Consider the following 20,952-nt stretch of genomic DNA (forward strand, 5'->3'; position numbering starts at 1 on the left):
TATTTAATGTCAACATTTAATAAATGTATAAATAACCAACAAAATACTCATCAGGAAATTTATAAACTCACTTTAAAATGCGTAAAAATGGACATGTTAATTCAACATCAACACCATCTTCAGAAAACACATATATTCTGGTTTAAAAAAATCACTCGTATTAATAATCCTGATCGGTTTAATTTGATCCATTAAAAGCAGGCAGATGTAAAAAAGGCGTCTTACAAAAGACGCCTTTTACATATTATCACAACAAATTAGAACTGATAGGTCAGACCCGCAACAACCTGGTTGTCGCCGTCAGCGCCATCAAGCAGGTTAATTTTATAACCTACATCAGCAACCATATTTTTGTTGAAGTAATAGTCCGTACCCAGCGCCACATATTCGGTCAGGTCATTATTATTGTTGTCACGCGTATGGACATAAGCCACGTTCGGACGCAGACCAAAATCAAACACATACGCAGCCATCGCTTCAAAGTGCTCAGCTTTGTCCGCATCCTGAATCAGGTTGTGGGACTCACCATACATCGTCGCTACGTAGATGGCGTTAGCATCATACTTCAGGCCAGCCCCCCAGAACTCTGCGTTTTCGCCATCCCAACCATTCTGTTTCTGCTGAGCAGTCACAGAACTGGTGGTGTAGGCCGCAATCGCAGACACGCCGGAATCGGCGATATTATCGTAGCCCAGGGAGAAGCCGTAGCCATTGCCATGCTGTTTCGTTGGATCCTTATCGGTATCATCCTGACCCTGATATTGCGCGCCAAGGCTCAGGCCATCAACGGCACCAAACAGATTTTTGGTGCGGAGTGTTGCAACGCCAGAAGTGCGTGTAGTAAGGAAGCGGTCAGTATTTTCATAGGAGTCACCGCCGAACTCTGAAAGAGTGTCAGTGTAAGCTCCCACGTCGTAAGCGATACCGTAGTTACGACCGTAGTCAAAGCTAACGTCATGGCCATAATCCAGACCAGCAAACGCCAGACGTGTATTAACACCATTCTGAGAACCTTCTGCTTTAGCGGCATCAAACTGACTTTCAAACTGACCATAGCCAGTCAGTTGATCGTTGATTTGAGTCTCACCGCGAAAACCCAGACGTGCGTAGGTGCCGTCAGCATCGGTGCCGTCAGTCCAGGAGTGGACCGCTTTTACTTTGCCGTACAAATCAAGTTTGTTGCCATCTTTATTATAAATTTCCGCTGCATGAGCGGAAGTGATGCCTAATGCCATCACTGCTAATACCACTGCTGACTTTTTCATATTTTTACTCACTTTTAATTGTGAATTTTGCTATCAACTTTGTTATGAAGGCAGAAAGTCCTCATAAAAAAGCCCCCTGAATACCAAGGGGAGAAATCAAAAACACACCAATAAAGGCAATAATGAAGTGGCAATAAATAATTCACTACTCAGATTTCATTCAAAATCCGGAATAAGGTCAGCCAGGTTTACTCTTGATTCTCACCCTGGTTAATAGAGCGATGTAGCATTAACGCCTCAGCGATAATATCTTGTTTACTTTTTCGCGTTTCAAATGCCAGCGTTCGGACATATTCCCACAGAGAATTATCAACACGGGCACTTAAAAGAACCATATCTTTTGATCGGGTACCCCTGGCTTTTCGAATATCGGGATAATCTCGAGAAGGCATCGTCATCATCTCCTGAACGCAATAAGACGCTTATGGCGATGAAATATGCAGTCAGTGTAAAAACATGTCAACGGTAAAAAACATTCACAATCGTAATAAAACTGTTAATAAAGCGAGGTAAAATGGAACGATATTTCAAGTGAAAGATAACTTGTTTATAGAATAATGTGTAATTTTAACTTTACATATATTCATTTTTATTCATTTGATTAAAAACGCATGAAGCATTGACATGAATTATTACATTCAATCAAAACATCATTACAGCCAATAAGTTACATACCGTTATTAATGTCTACTTTTATGCGAACTGCTTGTTTTTATGTACTGTTATGCAAAGCGGTTCTACCCAAACCACTGCCGGAATCACTTTGATTCTCACTTAATGCTGACCTGTTTTGTCTAAAAATAAGCACGAAAAGGTAAAAATAAGGTAAATAACCCATTTTTTCGCATGCAAAATTAAGTTGTTTTTAATTGATATAAATCAATTTACGTCGTGTAAAGACGGCGAAAAAATCCCGGCTGAGGCGCCAGACAAAATTTTTTATGTCCAATTCAGCACGATAAAAGGGGAATAATCACGAGGGAAAGTACCACACGGACCGAAGCTGTCCGTGTGGCTGAAGAAGGAAAATCAGGCGTTAACTTTATCCAGCGGCCAGGACTCGAACAGATAGCCATCAAAGTCGATATCATCGACATTTGAAAATTCCAACAGCCGTTGTTTGACGTTTTCCAGATGCTGCCACATTGCCAGCTTCGCCGCGCGGGCGTCCTTTTTAATTAACGCCGCCAGGATCTGCTTGTGGTCGACCATCCACTCTTTACGGTAATGAGTATCATCGAGGTGGCTATGAAGCTGGATCCACATCGGGTTGTTCTCACGCCACTGCCATGACTGGCGAAATAACTCCACCAGCATGCTGTTATGCGTGGCTTCCGCAATCGCCAGATGAAACTGCATGTCACCGCTTTCTGATCCATTCGGTTCGCTGGAGGCCAGCTCACGCTCTTCCAGTTGCAACGCCTGACGCATTTTGACGATGTCTTCGCGAGTGGCCTGCAGCGCGGCAAATTCAGCGATGTTGCTTTCCAGCAACTGGCGCGCCTGCAGCAGTTCAAACGGACCGGCATCGTTGCAGTGATTTACATCCGTACTGTCGATACTCTGCGCATCCGCATTGTCGAGCACGTAGATTCCGGCGCCGCGACGCACGTCCACCAGTCCTTTAATTTCCAGCATGATTAATGCTTCGCGCACCACCGTACGAGTGACATTAAGCATCTCAGCAATTTCACGCTCCGGCGGCAAACGCTCACCGGGCTGGTACGGCGTCTGGACAATCAGATCGCGGATCATGGCACCCACTTCCTGGTAGGGTCTTTGTTGAGAAGTGTTCGATTTCATCGTGTTATGTCCGTCAGAAGCGTGTAATCAGATACGGTGAATAGGTATCGAACTATAGCATTTGCGGCAAGTCAAAAACAGAAAACGGGTCAACCAAATCAGTATTTTGATTGACCCGTCATAGTTCGGGGAATTAAGCGTCAGCGCTTAGCGCGGCAACACACTCACGCGCGCCCAGCTCGCACAGTTGTTGATACATGGCGATAACCGTCTCAACAAAGTCGGCGTTTTCCGCTAAATCATGGCCAAAAATCCCGCTCAGCCCCAGCAGCGCCGTCACACGTTCAGCCCCCTGGTACTGTTGGTTAATACGCTGGAATTCAGCCAGCATTGGGTCAACAACATCAATGGCCTGCCCCTGCTCATCCACGCCGTGGGTATAACGCATCCAGCCCGCGACGCCAAGCGCCAGGTGACGCCAGTCGCTGCCGTTTTGCAGGTGCAGACGCACCGGATCCAGCAGGCGCTGCGGCAGTTTCTGGCTGCCATCCATCGCAATTTGCCAGGTGCGGTGGCGCAGAGACGGGTTGCTAAAACGTTCGATCAGCAGCGTCGCATAGGCGTTGAGATCGGTGCCTTCCGGCATCGCCAGCGTCGGCGCCTGTTCCTGCATCATCAGCGCAAACGCCGCTTTGCGATACGCGGGATTGGTCATGGTATCGGCGATAGTTTCATACCCGCCAAGATAGCCCAGATACGCGAGGAAAGAGTGGCTGCCGTTAAGCATGCGCAATTTCATCATTTCAAACGGCACTACATCGGCAACGAACTGCGCGCCGACTTTATCCCAGTCCGGGCGACCGTTGACGAAGTTGTCTTCAATCACCCACTGACGGAACGGCTCACAGGCGATAGCACATGGATCGTAAACGCCCAACTGGTCGGCAATTTCCTGCAACGTTTCTGGCGTCGCTGCCGGAACAATGCGGTCTACCATGGTGCATGGGAAGGTGGCGTTAGCTGCAATCCACTCCGCCAACTGCGGGTCGCGTGCCTGCGCCAGGCCCAGCACCGCGACTTTCGCCACATGACCATTTTCACGCACGTTATCGCAGGACATCACGGTAAAGGCCGCCAGCCCCTGCTCGCGACGCAGATGCAACGCCTGTACGATGTACCCAATCGCCGATTTCGGCGCGGTCGGGTTCGCCAGATCGTGCTTAATCAGTGGGTTATTGAGATCTAACTGGCCGCTGGCAGCGTCGGTGCAGTACCCTTTTTCCGTGACCGTCAGCGAGACAATCGCCGTCTGCGGGCGCGCCATGGCCTGTAAAATACCGTCGCAACCGTCAAGATCCGGGTGCAGCGCTTCTTTCATCGAGCCAATCACTTTCAGCACGGTGTTGTCCGCGCCCTTTTCCGCCACGGTATACAGCAGTTGCTGCTTGCGCAGGTTTTCAATCAGTACGCAGTCGTTACCCGGCATCAGATTAACTTCACAGATACCCCAGTCGCTGTCGGTGGTTTCTAAGAGATGGTGGGTGTACAGCGCCTGATGCGCGCGGTGAAAAGCACCGCATCCCAGGTGAACAATACGGGATTGCAGGCGAGAACTGTCCCACGCCGGACGCGCAACCGGCAGGTTGCTACTGGCAATTGTCGTTGTCATCGTGAACTCCAGAAGCCGTTGGAATACCAACGGAAGAGAAAAGGAAAAAGCCGGCCAGACAGGTGACCGGCAAATCTGCTTTAACGGCTGAAGAAAGCGCGCTGGATAGCCATTTCAACACCACGCACTTCCGCCAGCCCTTTCAGGCGACCAATCGCGGAGTAACCGGGGTTGGTTTTCTTTTTCAGATCGTCAAGCATCTGATGACCGTGATCCGGTCGCATGGGGATCAGATCCTCTTTGCCCTCAGCTTTACGACGTTGCTCTTCTTCGACGATCGCTTTCACCACTTCGTACATGTCAACATCGCCGTTAAGATGCGCCGCTTCATGGAAGGTTTTCGGGTTATCTTCACGCAGCGTGGAGCGCAGATGGGTGAAGTAAATGCGCGGACCAAACTGTTTGATCATGTCAACCAGGTCGTTGTCCGCACGAACGCCGTAGGAGCCGGTGCACATGGTAAAACCGTTCGCCATGCTGCTGACCGTATCCACCATCCACTGCATATCTTCCACGGTGGAAACAATACGCGGCAGGCCGAGGATCGGGCGCGGCGGATCGTCCGGGTGTACCGCCATACGCACACCAGCTTCTTCTGCCACCGGAATGATCGCTTTCAGGAAGACGGCAAAATTCTCGCGCAGCGCGGCTTTATCGATATCTTTGTAACGCTCAAGATGCTGACGGAACTGATCGAGGGTATAGCCTTCTTCCGCACCCGGCAGACCGGCGATGATATTGCGGGTCAAACGCGCTTTGTCTTCATCGCTCATGGTTGCGAAGCGTTCACTGGCCTGAGCAATCTCTTCGGCGGTGTAGTCTGCTTCCGCGCCCGGACGTTTGAGGATATGCAGCTCAAAGGCGGCAAATTCAATCTGGTCAAAACGCAACGCTTTGGAGCCGTCCGGCAGGACGTATTCCAGATCGGTACGGGTCCAGTCGAGAACCGGCATAAAGTTATAGCACACGGTACGAATGCCGCACTGAGCCAGGTTACGCAGGCTCTGCTGGTAATTGGCGATCCACTGCTGATAGTTGCCAGAACGAGTTTTAATGTCTTCGTGGATCGGCACGCTTTCGACGACCGACCAGACCAGGCCCGCCTGCTCAATAATCGCTTTGCGCTTTAGGATCTCATCAACCGTCCACACTTCCCCGTTCGGGATATGGTGCAAAGCGGTGACAACGCCCGTGGCACCCGCCTGACGCACATCCGCTAAGGTGACCGGATCGTTAGGGCCATACCAGCGCCATGTCTGTTCCATGTTTTGTTCCTCGTTTACATTATGGACTCGACGATATGGCGCATAAATTCCTCCTTTTGTTATTACATGTCAACCTCAATGGTGAAATTGGTTAACCAAATCACAATGAAGGTCGTTTTGATCCTATGTGCGGCGCAAAAATACACGGTGAACATGTAAACATGTAACGCAATGTGACATCTATCGCATCAATGGTTAACCAATATATGTAACATCTCAACCAAAATCATAATGGTTCAACCAAAAGAAGGTAGACGTTTTATGCACGTTCTCAATATTCTGTGGGTCGTATTCGGCATCGGTCTGATGCTGGTACTTAATCTAAGATTCAAAATAAACTCGATGGTCGCCCTGCTGCTGGCGGCGCTCTCAGTCGGCATGCTGGCGGGTATGGATTTAATGGAGCTGCTGCACACCATGAAATCCGGTTTCGGCAGCACGCTGGGAGAGCTGGCGATTATCGTGGTATTCGGGGCGGTCATCGGTAAGCTGATGGTTGATTCCGGGGCGGCGCATCAGATTGCCCATACGCTCCTGGCGCGCCTCGGCCTGCGCTATGTGCAGTTATCGGTGATCATTATTGGTCTGATCTTCGGCCTGGCGATGTTCTATGAAGTAGCGTTTATTATGCTGGCGCCGCTGGTGATCGTTATTGCTGCGGAAGCGAAGATCCCCTTCCTCAAGCTGGCGATACCCGCCGTTGCCGCCGCCACCACCGCGCACTCCCTGTTCCCGCCGCAGCCTGGCCCGGTGGCGCTGGTTAATGCCTACGGCGCTGACATGGGCATGGTCTACATCTACGGTATTCTGGTAACCATTCCGAGCGTAATCTGCGCCGGACTTATCCTGCCGAAATTCCTCGGCAACCTCGATCGTCCGACGCCGTCATTCATGAAAGCCGACGTCCCGGTTGACCAGAACAATCTGCCGTCATTCGGCGTGTCTATTCTGGTGCCGCTGATCCCGGCGATCATCATGATCTCCACCACCATTGCCAACATCTGGCTGGTAAAAGGGACACAAGCGTGGGAAGTGGTCAACTTCCTCGGCTCTTCACCGATTGCAATGTTCATCGCCATGATTGTTGCCTTCGTGCTGTTTGGTACCGCGCGTGGTCATGATATGCAATGGGTCATGAACGCCTTTGAAAACGCGGTGAAAAGTATCGCGATGGTGATCCTGATCATCGGCGCGGGCGGCGTACTGAAGCAGACCATCATCGACACCGGCATTGGCGATACCATCGGTATGTTGATGTCGCACGGCAATATTTCCCCGTACATCATGGCGTGGTTGATAACCGTATTAATTCGTCTGGCAACCGGTCAGGGCGTGGTCTCAGCCATGACGGCGGCGGGAATTATCAGCGCAGCCATCCTCGATCCGGCAACCGGTCAACTGGTGGGCGTCGATCCGGCGTTACTGGTGCTGGCAACGGCGGCAGGCTCCAACACCCTGACCCACATCAACGATGCCTCGTTCTGGCTGTTCAAAGGCTACTTTGACCTGTCGGTGAAGGATACGCTGAAAACCTGGGGTCTGCTGGAACTGGTGAACTCCGTGGTGGGCCTGATAATCGTGTTGATCATCAGCATGATTGCATAACGTCTGTCCCGCTCTGGCCTGTAGCGCCAGAGCGGTTTTCCATCCTGCCTCAACAATCCTCAATAATCAGATACACCGCCTTCACCGGGCCATGCACCCCAACCACCTTGATAAGCTCAATATCCGCCGTCGAACTGGGTCCACTGATAATGTTAATGCACGACGGCATACGCTCACCGGCCTGCGCTTTCTGATGCAGTTTTTCTGCCAGTTGCGCCACGCGCGGCAGGATGGTGCTTTTACGCAGCACGAAAATCGACGACTCCGGCAACAGGCTCAGGGAACGCCCGCGCTCCGGCGCGGAAAACAGCACCACGCCGCCGGACTCGGTCAGGCCATACTCGGCATAGACCACGCCGACTTTCGCCTGCTCGGCCTGGGTAATATTTTCGCTACCGCGCGCCGGGTCCCAGACCACAGCGTTGCATGCCTGCTGTAAGCGTTCGGTAATGCCCAGTTCCACCAGCCGACTGTCGCCGCTCAGTACTACCGGTTGCGGCCCCAGCTCCTCACACAGGCGGAGCGCCGCGTCTGCGGCCTGATCCTCGCGGGTCAGTTCGCAGCGGGCCAGCATCACCTCGCTGGCAAACTGGATAAACGCCTCGCAGCGCTGCTCGGGGCTCAGTTCGGTCAGGCGCTCGTTGGCATAGTTGTTAACCGGCGCGGCATCCGCGTGCGGTTCGAAACGCAGCGGGCGACCCAACGCCTGGGCGACGGTGTTTAAAAATGCGGTACGGTTATCCATTTTTTTTCTCCTGCGCCTGATGTTTCTTAAACCAGCTGCGGAAACTCTCGCCGTCAGCATCAGGCAGATCGCGCGCCTCCATCCAGTCTCCAATAGCGCCAACCTTAAGCGGCGTTTTACCGCCATTGATAAACCAGCTCGCCGCGTGGGCCCCGGCCATCATGCCGACCTTCCACAGCCCTGGATGGCTGTTAGCATAAGCGAACATTTTGATCGCCCGTCGCTCGGCTTTCGGGGTAATGCCCTCCTCGGCCATCACCCGGCGATGCCGCAGGATCAGTTTTGACAGCGGGATCCGCACCGGACAGACACTGTCACAGGCCGTGCACAGTGAACAGGCATATGGCAGGTCTTTAAAATCTTTATAGCCGCCGAGCAGCGGAGAGATCACTGCGCCGATGGGACCTGGATAGATGGAGCCATAGCCATGCCCGCCGATATGACGATACGCCGGACAGGTGTTCATACATGCTCCGCAGCGGATGCAGCGCAGCACATCACGAAACGCTGAGCCCAGCACCTGCGAGCGCCCGTTATCGACAATCACCAGATGAAATTCTTCCGGTCCGTCAACGTTATCCGCCTCACGCGGGCCGGTCAGCCATGTGTTGTAGCCCGTCAGACGTGCGCCCACGGCGCTGCGCGCCAGCATAGTGATCAGTACATCCACATCGGCAAACGTCGGTGCGATACGCTCCATACCCATCACCGCAATATGCGTTTTCGGCAGCGTGGTGCACATGCGCGCGTTGCCTTCGTTGGTCACCAGACACACCGAGCCAGTTTCCGCCACGGCAAAGTTGCAGCCGGTAATGCCGATTTCGGCACTCAGGAAATCCTCGCGGATCTTCTGGCGAATGAATAAGGTCATGGCTTCCGGCGTTTCCGGGCCGTCGTAGCCCAGACGTTCGTGCAGCACACGGCGGATCTGATAACGATCTTTATGAATGGCCGGGACCACGACGTGCGAAGGCGGATCCTGATCCAGTTGCAGGATGTATTCGCCGAGATCGGTTTCGATCACCTGAATTCCGGCATCCTGCAGCACATGATTGACGCCGATCTCTTCGGTCACCATCGACTTGGACTTCACCACCTTCTTCGCATTTTTATTCTGTGCGACCTGCAGAATGTAGCGGGTAGCCTCTTCTTTGGTTTTGGCGAAATAGACGTGCCCGCCGTTTTGCGTCACTTTCTCGGAGAGTTGAAACAGGTAAGCGTCGAGATTGCTCAGAACGTGATCGCGGATCTGACTGGCACGATCGCGCCAGTCTTCCCAGTGGCCTAACTCCTCGACCATTTTCTGTCGATTCGCGCCGATACGCTCCTGCGCATTGGCCACGGCTTTGCGCATGATCGGGTCTTCAATCTGCTGGCGAATGCGCAGTTTAAATTCTAGATCGCTGGTTTTTATCGACATTTCTTTCCCCTCAGCGGCTCATCAGCACTTCAGCAATATGCATCACTTTGACCGGCTGACCTTCCCGTTGCAGTCGACCGCCAATGTTCAGCAGGCAGCTGACATCTGCGCCAATCAAGTATTCCGGCTTCGCATCCATCAGATGGAAAACTTTCTCTTTCACCATCTCGCCGGATATTTCAGCCATTTTGACCGAGAATGTTCCGCCAAAGCCGCAGCAGGTGTCCTGATCGGCAAACGTCAGCAGCTCCAGCCCGCGCACATTTTTCAGGAGTGTGAGCGGCTCTTCCTTCACACCCAGCTTGCGGGTCAGGCTACAGGAGGGGTGATATACGGCGCGGCCATGCAGACTGGCGCCGACATCCACCACGCCCAGTTTGTTGACGATAAAGGAAGTGAGATCCTGCATACGCGCGGCAACGTTCTCAGCACGGATCGCCCACTCAGGTTCATCGGCCAGATAGGTCGGGTAGCTTTTTACCGCATAGGTGCAGGAGCCTGCCGGAGAGATAATCGGATCGTCGTTGTCTTCCAGCGCGGCGATCAGGTTTTTCATCCCGGGGATCGCTTCTTTGATGTAACCGCTGTTGATGGCTGGCTGACCGCAACACCCTTGCTTCTCGGGGAAATTCACGCGACAACCCAGTTTTTCCAGCAGCAATACGGAGTCTCGTGCCATCCGTGATTTCAGTGCGTCACCAATGCAGGTAACAAAGAAATTTACATTCACAATAACCACTCCATTGCTTCATTTCTGTTTATTGCGCTTGATATTGCTATATCAAGCAAAGGTTCAATCGTGTTTCACACCCAGTTTTTCGGTTTGCTCGTTTTACTAATGCCTGGGTTCATAATGATGCTCAGATCGTTTTCCTTTGATGGCGATTCTCCGTTTCTTATATCAGGACAATCGCAAATGTCTGTATTTTAATTTGTATGACAAAACAAAATAATCCCCTAATCGACTCGGACATGCAATACCCAGGTTTATTTATTTCGGCATCGCTCACATTTTTATATTTAAAACCGCAGCATTATTAACACCTTAAGAATAGTTTCAGGAGATAACTATTCTCGTCACTACCATTATCAAACATGTTGTTAAATAACTACTTATAGGTATTTCGCTTACTCTTAAGTATATTTACTCGACATTAAATTTTAATTAAAAGATTACAATAGTTACAAAACCACAAATCATAATTACTTTATCCACTGAAGCGATTCAGTTTACAGCTTTTATTAATCCAGCAATGTAGCCTCCCCGCCATAAATATAAATCAGGTTTAATAAACCAATCGGGAATAGCAATGAACGAATATTTTATGTTTGCCCTGGCACTCTCTCCGTTACTACTGATGGTATTTTTAATATTAAAACTAAAAATGGCCATCCATTATTCCGTGCTAATCTCTTTAGTTTTCACTGCCGCGTTATCAGCACTATTCTGGGAAATGCCCGTACAGAATCTGAAAGCCGCAATAGGCTATGGCGCACTGAAGGGATTATGGCCGATCGTGATAGTGATCCTCGGCGCTATCTTCAGTTATAACGTCATGCAGGCGACCAAAGCGCTGGATATTCTGCGCGATATTCTCGCCAGCATTAGCGAAGATAAGCGTATTCAGGTGCTGCTGATTTCATGGTGCTTTGGCGGATTCCTGGAAGCTGCGGCGGGTTATGGTACGGCGGTCGCCATTCCAATCGGCATTCTTATTGCGCTCGGATTCAACCCGCTGAAGGCGGCGATCGCCTCTCTGGTTGCAAATACCGTTCCCACCGCATTCGGCGCGGTCGGGATCCCGGTTTCTATTCTGGCGGAACAGGTTAATCTGCCGGTTTATACCTTAGGCGGAACTATTATTCTGCAACTGGCGCTGTTTAATATCCTGCTGCCGTTTGTCATTGTCTGCATAATTGGCGGTGGCCTGAAAGCCATTCGCGGCGTATTTCTGATCACGCTGATGTGCGGCATCACCACGCTGGTTCCGCAATATTTTGTTGCTATCCATCTTGGCGCGGAATTGCCTGCCTTTGCCGGGAGCCTGGTCAGCCTGTTTGCCGTCGCGATAGTCAGCCGCCTGCGCAAAGGAAAAACCGATCCCGAATGGCGCATTGAGGTCAGTCATACCCGCGAAACCACGCCGCGCTCGGCAAAAGTGTTGTTCCGCGTGGGCTCTATCTATCTGTTTATTTTTGTCTTTATCCTGCTGTGTTCACCGCTGTTCCCGACGATAAAAGCCGCGGCGTCCCAACTGGCCTCAGTACTGCATTTCACGCTCGCCGACGGCAAAACCCTGGCGCTGAAAGTGGAATGGGTGACCACGCCGGGGATGCTGATCATCTTTGCGACCATTATCGGCGGTTTTATTCAGGGGGCTTCGGCACGTGGGATGCTGGAAGTGTTTATCAAAACCATTTTCCAGCTTAAAAACTCCATTGTGGCGATTATGGCGATCGTCGCGCTGGCCACGGTGATGGATCTCAGCGGAATTATTTCCACGCTGGCCCAGTCGATTGTCGATCTGACCGGCAGCTCATACGTCTTCCTCGCCCCGGTGATTGGCGCGCTGGGCACGTTTGTGACCGGCAGCGATACCAACTCGAACATTCTGTTCGGTAAGCTGCAAACTATTGCCGCCAGTAAGCTGCATATCGATCCCAACTGGCTGGCGGCGGCCAATACCTCCGGCGCAACGGGCGGAAAAATGATTTCGCCGCAGAGCATCGCCATCGCAGTTTCAGCCACCAAAATGGACGGTCAGGCCAACCAGATAATGTCTGGCACCATGAAATACTGCTGCGCCTACATTGTGATCCTCGGCCTGAAAGTCGGTCTCTTTTATTACTGGTTTATGGCGTAACCCGTTGTCAACCCCGCCAAATTCGCGGCAATCGTATTTGACGAAGCGGTGACCATAAAGGTTTACACCGCCCCGGGATCGGAACGAGGTGACAGGCTTTACGATTTGTCGGCGCTGACTAAAATAGCGCCGATGTTTCAAATCGAGGATTGTTGTTATGTTGTTCTGGAAAAAGATGGTGAAGAAGTTCGACGCCTTTTCTGCGTTGATCCCACCACGCTACTTCCGCGTGTAATGTCTGCGTTTCACGCTCATTTGTCGGCCGGATAAGGCGCAAGCGCCGCATCCGGCAACTGGCCCCCTTTCACTTGCGCAGCCCGCACGCTCTTAACACCCTGACCCACAGACGAAGCCACGCAAAACGGTAGACCAGCGGATGCTGAAATCGTAGCAATGTCAGAAACATAGAGCCTCCTTGCGGCGCTACAGTACCGTTGCCTGATAGCGAATCTGCGGCTCCATTATCTGGTGACGCGCGTCTATCAGCCGCAGTTCATACGAGTCGCGCTCTTTCGTTAGTCGCATCACCGCGTCAACAACACTGGTGGTCCGCTCCAGCGCCAGCTTGTCATCATAACCATTGAGCAGTGAGGCCAGCATCACGCTGCAAATCAGATCCCCTACGCCCACCGGCATTTTGGCAAAGCTATACAGCGGCCGGGCGATGTGTAACGTCTGTTCCGCCGTCACCAGCAGCATTTCAAACGCCTGTTTGTCACGCGAGCAGTCGCCGAGATGCTTCACCAGTACCTTCTTCACGCCCCATGCCACCAGCTGCTGCGCCGCTTCCACCACCTCGTCAAAACTACGCAGTTGTCTGCCCGTCAGCACGCCCAGCTCATAGAGATTCGGCCCCATTATGTCGGCCAGTTGAATGGCGTCATCGACAAAATAGGACTCCACGCCCTGCGCGACAATGCAGCCTTTTTGCGGGTCGCCCATTACTGGATCGCAAAAATAGAGCGCCTGCGGATTACGCTGGCGAATGGTGGTGACCGCGTGCTTGACCTCTTCGCAATGGCGTTTATCTCCAAGATACCCTGACAATACGGCATCACATTGAGCCAGCTTTTGCAGGTCATCCAGCCCGCTGATGATGGCGCTCAACTCGCCGTGCGGCATCGCCATGCCCTGCCACATCCCGTACTGGGTGTGGTTGGAAAACTGCACGGTGTAAAACGGCCAGACATCGATCCCCGAAAGCTGCATCGGCAACACGGCGGCTTTATTTCCGGCATAGCCATAAACGACTGACGACTGAACAGACAACACGTTTTTCATTTTGACTCCGTCTAACGAAACGTTGGCAGTAGACCAAATACGTCCAGAACAACCGTCAGATAAACAATCGCCCCACAGACAATCACCAGATTGAGCACGGTGTTATTACACGGCGCGGTATAGCTGGCGGTCGGAAAACGCTTCCGCGCCGCTTTCACCAGGAACGGCGGCAGGATCACGCTCCAGATGGTAAAGGCCAGACCGGCGTAACCAATTGCGTGCACAAAACCGTTCGGGAAGAAAAAGCACACGGCGGCTGGTGGGAAGTAAGTCACCAGCGCCGTTTTCAGGCGGCCCATGCCGTCATCCGGGAAATGAAACAGATCGGCGATGTAATCAAACAGGCCAAGCGTCGCCGCCAGCAGGGAACTGGCTACCGCGAAGTTGCCGAAGAAGGTCAGGATCAGATCCATATAACGGCTGGTGAACAGCCCGCTGATGGCCTCGACAAACACGTCGATATTGCCGCCTTTGGCGATAATTGGCGGGAACGAGGAACGGCTAATGTTGCCCATCGTAACGGCTAACCAGAAGATATACAGCAGCAGGGCAAACAGCGTGCCGATGATAATAGAGCGCGTAATATTCGAAATCCCGCTCGTGCCATACAGCTTGACCAGGCTCGGCACGTTACCGTGAAAACCAAATGAGATAATGCAGAACGGCAGCGTCATCAGGATATACGGCAGATACTGCGAATTGGGCAGCGCCACCGCCACGCTGTCGACGAGTTTTGCCACTTCGATATGGCCCACTAGCCCGGAGAAGGTGGCAAAGAACGCCACAAATTTACCGATAATCAGCACGGTAGTGATGCGTCCAACCAGCAAGGAACTGTACCAGGCAATCGCCCCAACCAGCATACTGACGATAATCACCGAGATATTTGCCGGAAAACGCACTCCGCTGTATTTAAATACGGTTTGCGCCATCACCGCCGATGAACCGGAGATATAGGCATAGGTCAGAATATACAGCACAAAGCCGAAAGCGATACCCACCACAATATTCCACTTACGGCCTAATAAATCCTGGGTAAAGGTATTAAAACTGGCACCAGCGCCATAATGCAGGTTAACTTCAACCAGCATCAGGCCGGTTAATAACATCATGATGGCAATAAAGAGAAGAATAACCGACGCACCGGGGAACCATACGCCAGCCATCGCAATCGGCAGGGAAAACATTCCTCCACCCACTACGGTCGCGATAACCAACATGGTTCCGCTAATCAGTCCGGGGGTACTACTCTGTCGCTCAATGGCATTAATATCCATGATAAATGTTCCTGTAGACTATTCGTTATAATTACAGCTGTCATTTGTACATCATGCGGATAATAAAAATGTCGGAGTCAGGGTTTACTTTTTATAGTTCTGTCACGGTAACGGACACCGCAAAGGCTTCCTGTTCATGGAAAAAGAAGACAAAAAAGCCCCATCGCCAGATGGGGCCATAATGATTATTTAGATATAATCAAAGCGTGCGGTAAAGAAACGCAACTGCTTCGGCTCGTATATAAACTTCAGCCCGCGAATATCTTCTTTGTGCTGGTAAAGTTTAATAATACCGTCGGCCACCACATCCATATGCGCGTAGGTATAAACGCGACGTGGAATCGTCAGACGCACGGTTTCCAGTTTCGGTCTGTGGTGTTCGCCGGTGACGTTATTACGACCCGCAGAGATAATTCCGCGCTCCATACTACGTACACCAGTTTCTACATAGATGCTGGCAGCCAGGCTTTGCGCCGGGAACTCGTCCTGCGTCAGATGCTCGCAGAAGCGGCGCGCATCGAGGAATACCGCATGACCACCCACCGGTTCAACAATCGGTACGCCAGCAGCTTTCAGCTTGTCGCCCAGGTAGCGCACCTGCTTCACGCGGTGCTCAATGTACTCATACTGCATGGCTTCGCGCAGGCCAATCGCCATGGCTTCCATGTCGCGTCCGGCCAGGCCGCCGTAGGATGGCATCCCTTCGTACACCACGACTAACTCTTTGGCAGCAGAGAACATTTCGTCATCATTCATGCACAGGAAACCGCCGATGTTTACCAGACAGTCTTTTTTACCACTCATGGTACAACCGTCGGCGTAGCTGAACATCTCATGCACGATCTCTGCGATGCTCTTGTTCTCAAAGCCCTGCTCTTGCTCTTTGATAAAGTAGGCGTTTTCTACGCAGCGGGTGGCGTCGTAGAACACTTTAATGCCGTGTGCTTTTGTCAGTTCACGTACCGCACGCATGTTTGCCATCGATACCGGCTGCCCGCCCGCGAGGTTAACCGTCACCGCCAGGCAGATATAGGCAATATTCTCGGCGCCTTTTTCATCAATCAGCTTTTGTAATTTTTTAAGATCGATATCACCTTTAAATGCAATATTCAGACCGGCATCGTGCGCTTCGTCACGAACGATATCGACAAACACCGCGCCATTTTTTTCCTGGTGATAACGGGTAGTGGTGAAATACATATTCCCTGCAACATATTGCCCAGGTTTAATAGCCAGCTGCGATAACAGGTTTTCAGCGCCGCGGCCCTGGTGAGTCGGAACAATATGTTTAAAGCCAAACAACTCCTGAACCGTTCTTTCCAGATGGTAGAAGTTTTCGCTGCCCGCGTACGCTTCATCACCCATCATCATTCCGGCCCACTGCTTGTCGCTCATTGCGTTGGTGCCACTGTCGGTCAGCAGGTCAATATAAATATCTTTCGAATTTAACAGGAAAGTATTGTAACCCGCTTCCTGCATTTTCTTAAGGCGTTCATCACGCGGGATCATAGATACAGTTTCAACGCTTTTAATACGGAAGGGTTCTGCCGGATAATTCATTTTGTTTCTCCAGTAACAGTGGTCATGTACGTATTAATGTGAAGTAAAGCATACCTGGTTCATCAATAAAGTCTGATGAAATATAACTATTCGCCTCCTGAGCCAGGGGGAGAAATAATGTGGAGGCACTATGCAAGATTTAATTGATTATGGAAATAGCTCGAGCAACATTAATCACTGGCAATAATTCCAAAATCTGTAAATGTGAGTGATGCAAATCACACGTCATTTTTTTACCTATTCATATTCAACAAGTTTTTTTTTGCGTGTTGTTTTGTCGTTCGCTGTTGAGCGTTACCTGCGACCGGAAATACTGAAAACTTAACTTTCCAGGCTGTTCTCATTTTGTATTGGTGAATGAGTACACCCCATTTTGTGAGAGTCGGATCACTTCGCGGGTTACTATTTGTGATACACATCACTAAAAGTGTAAAGCAAAGTGTACAAAACGGTGTTGTTTCAGAGTTTGCTATTTGCTTCAGTGAGTTAGATCGCATTTTTGACCAGATGGAAACAGGCGTTGTTTTCTGGAGCGCGGGGATATTGAGGCGTGTGGAAGGTAATGAATTTATACGCTGAATAATACCGGATTTATTGGGATGAAGGCGTTTTCTATTTATTCCAAAAGCGTGCTATTCGCGCTTATTTCATCTTATTTACATCTGGACTTCACTCAAGATACTGGGGGAATTTACAGGGATTTTATTAGCGCGATGCGTAGGTGCTCCAACACCTGCGCATCGCTGATCGCAGTAACTATTATCGGAGAATAGTCACCATGACTGATACGCATAGTATTGCAGTTTCATTTGATCCAGAAGTGCATGCCGCACGCACCGCCGAACCCGAAGAGTCAGAACAGATGAAGTCCCTGAGCGCCGTGGAAAAACTCTCCGCGCGCAAGCAAAAGCAGGTGCTGGAGTTTATCGGAGTGATTGCGGGGAAAGCGTCGAAGGGGTGAGCGTGTGATTGTCATTGAGGCGCCTGCGGGCGCCTTTATTATGGGGTATTGCGCCATCTTTGCTTTATGCCGTAGTACGTTCGTTCCAGCGTCAGTATATTGAATATTGCCATCTACGATACACCAAGTGATTTTTTCATAGCGCAGTTGTACGCTTTCTAAATGCCCGGTTCCCCGCTCGCGCCTTGAGCATGTAAAAACGGTGTTCAAGGCATTAAACAAACTTACTTCTACTAGCCTTTACCAGTGGCAGCCGTACCGCATTATCGCAGCGCGCTACGCCTAACAAGAGAAATCTTTTATCATTGCCTTCTTTAATACCGCAACCAGAGGTGCTTTATGGACAACCTTTCCTTTCTCTATTTATTGATTTTCCCGGCCAAAAAGATGATGAAAATTGGTAAAGCTAATAACATCTATAACCGCATTCAATCACTAACACGAACCTGGGGCGAAGTGGATTTTGAGCGCTCTTACCAAATTATCGTGCCGCAGTCAGAGGTTTTTAAACTAGAAAAAATGCTGCATTTTCTGTTAACCAATTATCAGTCAGGCATTGATGCAGGCGATGGTTATACCGAACTGTTTACCATTGAGGCACTGGAACCTGCGATTAAGCATATTCATTATGTTATTGATCATGAAGTAATTAACGCTCAATTGCAGAAAGGCATAGAGAGGCCGCCACTTCGTGCCAGTAGATGTACGGAGCATTCTCATAGGAAAATGAAAAAGCAGTCCAATTTAATGATAAACGACCTTATCGAGGTGACGGAACAGTTCAGCAGGATAAATCGCTTACTGCTTATCTTACTGTTTAAGCAGCATCGACTACTTTATCAATATGATATTGAAGAAAATACAGTGAAATTTCGGATAGCGGATAATTACGCTGAACAGAGTGACGCTCACAAAATAATGCGCATGTTTAGCTTTTCAATTAAAGATTTCAGGTATACGGGTACAACCAACTACTGCTCGGGAATCTGTCGCAAAGATACAATCACACAATACAGCGTTCGTATGATTTCAGCCGACCAAAATGCGCACCCTCTAGTTGCCTATCTCGCCTCACAAACCGAGAACCTATTGAACAGGTTACCGATGCGTTCGTCGTTATTAAACAAGGATCTTCCGGTACTGGAATCGAGTCGTATTTTGTGCGATATATTACATAATAATAGCGAAGTTTAATAATCGTGCCACCGAGACGCAAAACTCTCGCTGAGGTGAAGGTTTAAAAGAAGGGGGGAGGGCCAAATTGAACTTTTCACCTGAAAACAGTGCCGGTATAAACTGAAATATCGATCTTTCTTTTACATCACAGCCCATGGCCATAAAAAATAGTTATACTTAAGAACCGATTGCGAAGGCCGCACCGCGATTTAAGATATAACATATTGAAATAAATTGATTTATAAAAACAATGAACCACAATGTATACTCACATGTATACTCAACGCAATTCCCTGTGAATACAGCTAGCTAAAAACTACTCTTCATCTTCTTCCACAGGCTCCAGCGCGTCAAGTACGACTCGCACCATGGCAATAGAACCAATACGGATAAAAGCATCTTCACCGTCTTCATCGGTTAACATATAACGATCTGTGGTTTCAGGCTCGCAGTCCAGCTTTTCAAAGAACGCATTCAACTGACCGATATCATCCGCCATTTCGTTTTGTGGTGCATCAGGCTCAACGCTCAGCGGAATCACTGGGCCACCGTTCACCAAGGTGATAAGGATATTAAAATAATCATCTTCGTAATCATCATCGTCTTCAGCAACGATTGGCGGTAGACCATCAGACAAGAACTGGTGAAATACTACTTCGCGCATATTTAACGCATAGCGATACTGGTCCGAGTCAAAGACAAAGAACCGCTCTATATTCGGGCTAGCTGTTTCCTGAAAATAATAATAAAACCTTCGCTTATCCGCAGCAGAAATGGGCAATAATAAATAGTCCTGCTGTCCCTGTAGCCAGAGTTTTACTGTCCAGAGACCGCTATCTATTTCAATACCGCTAGTAGCTATCGCCTCAAGATCATCATCGGTTTTACGGCGCTTCTTGTGAAAGTCGTTAATCAACTGATCGCTTTCCGGGAATACGATGTTTAAAGGCTTATCCAGAGCATTGCATATTGCCTGTGCAATGCCCAGCTTTGCTGCGACCTTTCCGGTTTCGATGCGTTGGATTTGCTGTTGGCTGGTGCCGACCATATACGCCAGCTCGCGCTGAGTGATCGACAATTGAGTACGAAGCTGTTTGATGTTGTTCTGTAACATGGCATCGCTCTTTTGATGAGATTGATGACAAGCATTAAAACACAAAAAAACGTAAATACACATTTATGTGTTTTCAAATAAAATTTGACATAAGCATGGAAGAATTGAAAGACCATTCCAAAAGAGAAGACCTTTTACACATACTTAGCATCCAGCATTCCCGGATAGTGCTTCGCGATGATATCGTTCAGCTTATCCACCAGATCAGGACGTTTCATGGTTATATGGGCTGTTCCCTTCTGAAAATACTTGATTGTAAACATCTCGTCCTCATAACGATTGCTGTGTCTGTTCTCATGGATGTGATCTCCAAGACGGCGGGTGACATCAGCTCGGTTGTCAGGAACAGGCTTTCCGTCCAGGATCATCAGCATGCGTTCAAGATCCGCCAGACGATCACGTTGCCATCCCCAGCTAAGCCCAAATCCCCAACGATCATATTTCACCAGCCCTGTAACGATAATCTTTTTCCCAAACTTACACGGGCTGTTACTCTTGTAGTCCCAGCTCAGACCTTTAAACACATTTATCGCCCCACGTTCAAATACGTCACCTTTGCTCTGGTGCAATTGTTTAAACGTGCTGAGAATATTCTCTTCACTAACAGTGGGAATATCGTCTTTCTCCAGGCTGTTGTACCACTCGTCGCGGGCCTGTGCGTCCATGAGCGCCAGCATTCCCGACTTATTCATCAGGTCTTTCCAGATGCTGCGATCGATATTTCGGGTAATGGCTTTCATCGCTGATTCTGGTTTTTCCATCAACAAGCAGTCGTAACGGTATTGCCGTACTCCCCATTCGTTCGCTTTGCCTCCTCCTACACTGCCTGTCAGGGCAGAGATATCGTCAAGCTGTTGTATTAGCGCTTCAATCTGTGCAATCGCGGTATTACGTCCGGTGACGATACGCTCAATACTGGTAGAGCAAATCACATCGGTATGGTTGGTTAACACTTCGGGTTCGGTGAGAGTTAGTTCTGACATCAGTAATTTCCTTTATATAAAGTG

17 protein-coding genes and 1 pseudogene are annotated in these 20,952 nt (G+C 49.9%); 4 read left to right on the forward strand and 14 right to left on the reverse strand.

The annotated features are described in order from the left end of the window. Nucleotides 1-257: 257 nt before the first annotated feature. The 5 genes from M4I31_RS20545 to uxuA all read right to left on the reverse strand — a co-directional run bounded on the left by M4I31_RS20545 (nt 258) and on the right by uxuA (nt 5,942). On the reverse strand, nt 258-1,265 hold the full coding sequence (locus M4I31_RS20545; RefSeq protein WP_069324131.1) for a porin: 1,008 nt from the start codon (nt 1,263-1,265) through the stop codon (nt 258-260). Nucleotides 1,266-1,453: 188 nt separating this feature from the next. Further along, on the reverse strand, nt 1,454-1,657 hold the full coding sequence (locus M4I31_RS20550; RefSeq protein ID WP_042312608.1) for a hypothetical protein: 204 nt from the start codon (nt 1,655-1,657) through the stop codon (nt 1,454-1,456). Nucleotides 1,658-2,294: 637 nt separating this feature from the next. Continuing rightward, nucleotides 2,295-3,068: a Uxu operon transcriptional regulator gene (gene uxuR, locus M4I31_RS20555; protein WP_038636895.1), complete on the reverse strand. Its 774-nt coding sequence runs from the start codon at nt 3,066-3,068 to the stop codon at nt 2,295-2,297. A 133-nt stretch (nt 3,069-3,201) separates the two neighbouring features. Further along, nucleotides 3,202-4,677, reverse strand: coding sequence for a fructuronate reductase (locus tag M4I31_RS20560; protein WP_085048377.1), 1,476 nt, complete (start codon nt 4,675-4,677; stop codon nt 3,202-3,204). An 80-nt stretch (nt 4,678-4,757) separates the two neighbouring features. Beyond that, complete coding sequence (uxuA, locus tag M4I31_RS20565; RefSeq protein ID WP_085048378.1) at nt 4,758-5,942, reverse strand: mannonate dehydratase; 1,185 nt, start codon at nt 5,940-5,942, stop codon at nt 4,758-4,760. Between the two features lie 261 nt (nt 5,943-6,203). On the opposite strand from uxuA, the gene gntP reads away from it, so the two are divergent. After that, on the forward strand, nt 6,204-7,547 hold the full coding sequence (gene gntP, locus M4I31_RS20570; RefSeq protein ID WP_038636883.1) for a gluconate permease GntP: 1,344 nt from the start codon (nt 6,204-6,206) through the stop codon (nt 7,545-7,547). Between the two features lie 49 nt (nt 7,548-7,596). On the opposite strand, the gene M4I31_RS20575 is transcribed toward gntP, so the two are convergent. From M4I31_RS20575 to M4I31_RS20585, 3 genes are read right to left on the reverse strand one after another with little or no spacing between them, the layout of a single operon-like run. Continuing rightward, nucleotides 7,597-8,292 carry a lactate utilization protein C gene (locus M4I31_RS20575; protein ID WP_038636881.1) on the reverse strand — a complete coding sequence of 232 codons (696 nt, stop codon included), beginning with the start codon at nt 8,290-8,292 and terminating at the stop codon, nt 7,597-7,599. Continuing rightward, entirely contained in the window at nt 8,285-9,712 is a 1,428-nt protein-coding gene (locus M4I31_RS20580; protein WP_085048379.1) for a LutB/LldF family L-lactate oxidation iron-sulfur protein, read from the reverse strand. The genes M4I31_RS20575 and M4I31_RS20580 overlap by 8 nt, the downstream gene beginning before the upstream one ends. 10 nt (nt 9,713-9,722) lie before the next feature. Then, a complete protein-coding gene (locus M4I31_RS20585) occupies nt 9,723-10,442 on the reverse strand; it encodes a (Fe-S)-binding protein (protein ID WP_042312620.1) in 720 nt (239 codons plus the stop codon). Nucleotides 10,443-11,022: 580 nt separating this feature from the next. Here M4I31_RS20585 and M4I31_RS20590 point away from each other — a divergent pair. Then, nucleotides 11,023-12,576, forward strand: coding sequence for an L-lactate permease (locus M4I31_RS20590; RefSeq protein ID WP_085048380.1), 1,554 nt, complete (start codon nt 11,023-11,025; stop codon nt 12,574-12,576). Nucleotides 12,577-12,999: 423 nt separating this feature from the next. On the opposite strand, the gene pdxY is transcribed toward M4I31_RS20590, so the two are convergent. The 3 genes from pdxY to M4I31_RS20605 form a co-directional block, all read right to left on the reverse strand. Beyond that, nucleotides 13,000-13,857, reverse strand: coding sequence for a pyridoxal kinase PdxY (gene pdxY, locus M4I31_RS20595; RefSeq protein ID WP_038636874.1), 858 nt, complete (start codon nt 13,855-13,857; stop codon nt 13,000-13,002). 11 nt (nt 13,858-13,868) lie between these two features. Further along, nucleotides 13,869-15,134 (reverse strand): aromatic amino acid transporter, encoded by a 1,266-nt coding sequence (locus tag M4I31_RS20600; protein ID WP_038636871.1) that lies wholly within the window; start codon nt 15,132-15,134, stop codon nt 13,869-13,871. 189 nt (nt 15,135-15,323) lie between these two features. Then, nucleotides 15,324-16,694: a tyrosine phenol-lyase gene (locus M4I31_RS20605; protein WP_038636869.1), complete on the reverse strand. Its 1,371-nt coding sequence runs from the start codon at nt 16,692-16,694 to the stop codon at nt 15,324-15,326. A gap of 778 nt (nt 16,695-17,472) precedes the next feature. On the opposite strand from M4I31_RS20605, the gene M4I31_RS20610 reads away from it, so the two are divergent. Beyond that, complete coding sequence (locus M4I31_RS20610) at nt 17,473-17,655, forward strand: hypothetical protein (protein WP_085048381.1); 183 nt, start codon at nt 17,473-17,475, stop codon at nt 17,653-17,655. Between the two features lie 64 nt (nt 17,656-17,719). Here M4I31_RS20610 and M4I31_RS20615 read toward each other — a convergent pair. Continuing rightward, nucleotides 17,720-17,835 (reverse strand): annotated as a pseudogene (locus M4I31_RS20615) (type VI secretion system tube protein Hcp); the annotation flags it as partial. 159 nt (nt 17,836-17,994) lie between these two features. Here M4I31_RS20615 and M4I31_RS20620 point away from each other — a divergent pair. Further along, a complete protein-coding gene (locus tag M4I31_RS20620; protein WP_085048382.1) occupies nt 17,995-18,849 on the forward strand; it encodes a GIY-YIG nuclease family protein in 855 nt (284 codons plus the stop codon). Nucleotides 18,850-19,147: 298 nt separating this feature from the next. Here M4I31_RS20620 and M4I31_RS20625 read toward each other — a convergent pair whose 3' ends face one another. Further along, complete coding sequence (locus tag M4I31_RS20625; RefSeq protein WP_250856811.1) at nt 19,148-19,945, reverse strand: helix-turn-helix transcriptional regulator; 798 nt, start codon at nt 19,943-19,945, stop codon at nt 19,148-19,150. 134 nt (nt 19,946-20,079) lie between these two features. Next, the gene (locus M4I31_RS20630; RefSeq protein WP_250856812.1) at nt 20,080-20,928 is read right to left on the reverse strand and encodes a DUF4942 domain-containing protein; all 849 of its coding nucleotides are present in this window, start codon (nt 20,926-20,928) and stop codon (nt 20,080-20,082) included. Nucleotides 20,929-20,952 lie beyond the last annotated feature (24 nt).

The sequence above is a fragment of the Citrobacter sp. XT1-2-2 genome (assembly GCF_023516235.1).
Lineage (GTDB): Bacteria > Pseudomonadota > Gammaproteobacteria > Enterobacterales > Enterobacteriaceae > Citrobacter > Citrobacter werkmanii.

Bases quoted from the DNA above. Each gene is read 5' to 3' on its own strand.
- M4I31_RS20545 (WP_069324131.1), bottom strand. From the start codon at position 1,265: ATGAAAAAGTCAGCAGTGGTATTAGCAGTGATGGCATTAGGCATCACT.
- M4I31_RS20550 (WP_042312608.1), bottom strand. From the start codon at position 1,657: ATGCCTTCTCGAGATTATCCCGATATTCGAAAAGCCAGGGGTACCCGA.
- uxuR (WP_038636895.1), bottom strand. From the start codon at position 3,068: ATGAAATCGAACACTTCTCAACAAAGACCCTACCAGGAAGTGGGTGCC.
- M4I31_RS20560 (WP_085048377.1), bottom strand. From the start codon at position 4,677: ATGACAACGACAATTGCCAGTAGCAACCTGCCGGTTGCGCGTCCGGCG.
- uxuA (WP_085048378.1), bottom strand. From the start codon at position 5,942: ATGGAACAGACATGGCGCTGGTATGGCCCTAACGATCCGGTCACCTTA.
- gntP (WP_038636883.1), top strand. From the start codon at position 6,204: ATGCACGTTCTCAATATTCTGTGGGTCGTATTCGGCATCGGTCTGATG.
- M4I31_RS20575 (WP_038636881.1), bottom strand. From the start codon at position 8,292: ATGGATAACCGTACCGCATTTTTAAACACCGTCGCCCAGGCGTTGGGT.
- M4I31_RS20580 (WP_085048379.1), bottom strand. From the start codon at position 9,712: ATGTCGATAAAAACCAGCGATCTAGAATTTAAACTGCGCATTCGCCAG.
- M4I31_RS20590 (WP_085048380.1), top strand. From the start codon at position 11,023: ATGAACGAATATTTTATGTTTGCCCTGGCACTCTCTCCGTTACTACTG.
- pdxY (WP_038636874.1), bottom strand. From the start codon at position 13,857: ATGAAAAACGTGTTGTCTGTTCAGTCGTCAGTCGTTTATGGCTATGCC.
- M4I31_RS20600 (WP_038636871.1), bottom strand. From the start codon at position 15,134: ATGGATATTAATGCCATTGAGCGACAGAGTAGTACCCCCGGACTGATT.
- M4I31_RS20605 (WP_038636869.1), bottom strand. From the start codon at position 16,694: ATGAATTATCCGGCAGAACCCTTCCGTATTAAAAGCGTTGAAACTGTA.
- M4I31_RS20610 (WP_085048381.1), top strand. From the start codon at position 17,473: ATGACTGATACGCATAGTATTGCAGTTTCATTTGATCCAGAAGTGCAT.
- M4I31_RS20620 (WP_085048382.1), top strand. From the start codon at position 17,995: ATGGACAACCTTTCCTTTCTCTATTTATTGATTTTCCCGGCCAAAAAG.
- M4I31_RS20625 (WP_250856811.1), bottom strand. From the start codon at position 19,945: ATGTTACAGAACAACATCAAACAGCTTCGTACTCAATTGTCGATCACT.
- M4I31_RS20630 (WP_250856812.1), bottom strand. From the start codon at position 20,928: ATGTCAGAACTAACTCTCACCGAACCCGAAGTGTTAACCAACCATACC.